The organism is Streptomyces sp. NPDC005070 (assembly GCF_053600395.1).
Window position 1 is genome coordinate 1 of the sequence record NZ_JBSFZS010000327.1, and the last position, 3204, is coordinate 3204.

Below are 3204 nucleotides of genomic sequence, written 5' to 3' on the forward strand. Positions count from 1 at the left end.
GCCACGCGGCCTGCTACCAGGAGGACGTCGCCCCCGCGCTCGCGGAGGAGGGCGTCCACCTCGTCCGCAGGAGCGAGCTGACCGAGAAGGAGCAGCCGGATCGTGCCGCGCATGCTGCGGGACGTCCACGAACGCGACCTGTCCGTCGAGGTGCTGGGGCGCCCACTGCCCGCGCCGCTCGCGCTCGCGCCGATCGGCGTGCTGTCGATCATGCATCCGGACGCGGAGTGCGCCGCGGCACGGGCCGCCGCCGCGCAGGGTGTCCCGTACATCCTGTCCTCCGCCTCCAGCACCCCCCTGGAGCAGGTCGCCGAGGCCATGGGCGACGGCGAGCGCTGGTTCCAGCTCTACTGGGCGAAGGACCGCGAGGTCACCCGCAGCTTCCTGGACCGGGCGAAGGCGGCCGGGTTCACGGCGCTGTTCGTCACGCTCGACACCCCGCTGCTGGCGTGGCGCCCGCGTGACCTCGACCAGGCGTACCTGCCGTTCCTGCACGGCGTGGGCACCGCCAACTACTTCTCGGACCCGGCGTTCCAGGCCGGTCTGGCCAAGCCGGTGCACGAGGACCCGAACGCGGCGGTGATGCACTTCGTGAGCATGTTCGCGGACCCCGGCAAGACCTGGCCGGACCTGGCCTTCCTGCGGGAGAACTGGGACGGGCCGATCGTCCTCAAGGGCATCCTGCACCCGGACGACGCCCGGAAGGCCGCCGAGGCCGGGATGGACGGCGTGGTGGTCTCCAACCACGGCGGCCGGCAGGTGGCCGGGTCCGTCGCGGCCGCCGACGCGCTGCCCCGCGTGGCGGCGGCGGTGGGCGACCGGCTCACCGTGCTCTTCGACAGCGGCATCCGCACCGGCGACGACGTCTTCAAGGCGCTCGCCCTCGGGGCGCGGGCGGTGCTCGTCGGACGTCCCTACGCCTACGGTCTCGGCCTCGACGGTCAGGCGGGCGTCGAGCACGTCGTCCGCTGTCTGCTCGCCGAGTTCGATCTGACCCTCGCCCTGTCCGGACACGCCCGCCCTGCCTCGCTCGGCCCCGACGACCTCATCGAGGAGACCGCATGACCGTCACCAAGAACGTGCTCGCCGTCGTCGCTCCGCACGTGGGCGGCCGTACGGCGGGAGCGGCGCTCGCCACCCTCTTCCCGGGGCAGGCCCGCGTCACCGTCGTGGAGGCCACCGACGAGGACCCCGCCGCGCTGCGCGAGGCGCATGTCGTCGTCACCGGCCTCGGACCGGTGACCGCCGGGCACATCGCCGCCGCACCGGACCTGGAGCTGATCCAGTGCGCGAGTCACGGCTTCGACTACGTCGACCTGGACGCGGCCCGCGAGCGGGGCGTGCCCGTGTGCAACATCGGTTCCAGCGGGGCCGAGAAGCAGAACGTGGCCGAGCAGACCTTCGCCCTCATGCTCGCCCTGGCCAAGCAACTGGTGCCCGCCCACACGGCGTTGACCGAGGCGGACTGGGCGCTGCCCCGGCTGCAGCAGTCGATCACGGAGCTGTCCGGCAAGACGCTCGGCATCGTGGGACTCGGCCACATCGGCGAGGAGGTCGCGCGGCGCGCGGTCGCGTTCGACATGAGCATCGTGTACGCCGGTCCCACGCGCGCGTCCGCCGAGACGGAGAACCGGCTCGGCGCCCGCCATGTCGAACTGGAGGAACTGCTGCGCGTGTCGGACTACGTGAGCCTGCACGCGCCGCTGACCGACGCGACGCGTCATCTCCTGAACGCCGAACGGCTCGCGCTGCTCAAGCCGACCGCGTTCGTCGTCAACACCTCGCGGGGCGCCCTGATCGACCAGGACGCCCTCGCGGACGCGCTGCACGCGGGCGCCCTCGCCGGAGCGGGCCTGGACGTCTTCGACCCCGAACCGCCCACCCCGGCCCTGCGGTTGCTCAAGGCGCCGAACGTCGTGCTCTCCCCGCACGTCGCCGGCGTCACCCGCGAGACACTCGTACGGATAGCCGTGGCCGCGGTCCAGAACGCCGCGGACTTCATCGCGGGCAAGCCGCCCCAGGACGTCGTCTCGTAACCGGTCACGGCGGACTCGGCGCCCGTCTAAGGGCGTTCGGTCCGCCAGCGCTGGATGTCGGAGTAGTCGCGGACCTTGACCACGATGTCGGCGCCGGGGTCCGTGGACGCGGGTGCGACGGCCAGTCCGTCGCGCCCGCGGGACAGCAACTCGCCCTCGTCGGTGAGGTCGTAGCGCAGGTCCTCGCGCCGCTCCGCGTCCTCGACGGCACAGCGGCCGAGCACGAGGACGCCGTCGTCCGCCTGCGCGTCGAGGCAGAGCCCGGGACTGGCGACGCTGTGCAGCAGTCCCTCCTTCTCGTACACCCACTGCTGGGTCCAGGCGGACGAGCACACGTCCAGCGTGGCCTCGGCGCCCTCGACGGCCTTGGCGTCGCGTACGTCGAGGCACAGGTCGGCGTCCACGTTGCGCAGCCGGGTCCGCTCACCCTTCGCGGCGACTCCGGCCGCGGTGGACGGCGTCGACATCACGGGCGGGACCTGCGAACCCTGGGTCGGCGACAGGGTCCGGCTGCTGCTGGCCCCGATGGCGGCGGCGGAGTCGGTGCCGCCCTCCTCGTTCGGCCACAGGCTCACCGCGAGGACGGTCGCCACGAGGGCGGCCGACAGTCCGGCCCCGGTGACCAGGACCTGCTGGGACCCCTCCGCCGACCTCGCGGCCCTGCGTCCCGTCGACGAGGACAGGGGCTGCGCACGCCGGCGTCCGCCGGAGCGCCCGCCGTCCCGCGGGCTCACACCGGCTTCGGAGCGTCCTTCGGCACCAACGTCTCCGCCCGCGCCGGAGCGCCCTTCGGCCGCGAGGCGGCCGCCCCTGCCGGAACGTCCCTCGGCTTCGACGCCTCCGCCCGCACCGGAGAAGTCCTCGCCTCCGAGGCCTCCGCCCGCACCGAAGCGCCCCTCGGTACCGGGTCCCGCACCCGTGTCGAAGCGTCCGTCGGCACCGACGCCTCCGCCCGCATCGGAGAAGTCCTCGCCTCCGAAGCCTCCGCCCGCGCCGAAGCCTCCCTCGACACCGGGTCCCGCGCCCCTGTCGGAGCGTCCCTCGGCACCGAGGCCTCCGCCCGTGCCGAAGCGCCCCTCGGCGTCGCGGCGTCCGGCCGTGCCGGAGCGTCCACGGCCTGTCGGGGGCTCGCCGCTCTCCGCGCGCTCCGGAGACGGCCTACGCGCGG

General features: G+C 73.9%; 2 protein-coding genes and 1 pseudogene. 2 read left to right on the plus strand and 1 reads right to left on the minus strand.

Translation table 11 applies throughout. From position 1 onward, the window contains the following. Positions 1-96 precede the first annotated feature (96 nt). A pseudogene (locus ACWEBX_RS38535) lies at positions 97-1065 on the plus strand (alpha-hydroxy-acid oxidizing protein); the annotation flags it as partial. After that, positions 1062-2036: a 2-hydroxyacid dehydrogenase gene (locus ACWEBX_RS38540; RefSeq protein ID WP_451889377.1), complete on the plus strand. Its 975-nt coding sequence runs from the start codon at positions 1062-1064 to the stop codon at positions 2034-2036. The pseudogene ACWEBX_RS38535 and the gene ACWEBX_RS38540, both read left to right, overlap by 4 nt. Before the next feature lie 26 nt (positions 2037-2062). Here ACWEBX_RS38540 and ACWEBX_RS38545 read toward each other — a convergent pair. Beyond that, on the minus strand, positions 2063-3204 hold a 1142-nt coding region (locus ACWEBX_RS38545; RefSeq protein ID WP_451889378.1), incomplete at its 5' end, for an RICIN domain-containing protein.

What these genes read in the sequence shown, in the direction of transcription:
- ACWEBX_RS38540 (WP_451889377.1), top strand. Translation starts at nt 1,062, where the DNA reads ATGACCGTCACCAAGAACGTGCTCGCCGTCGTCGCTCCGCACGTGGGC.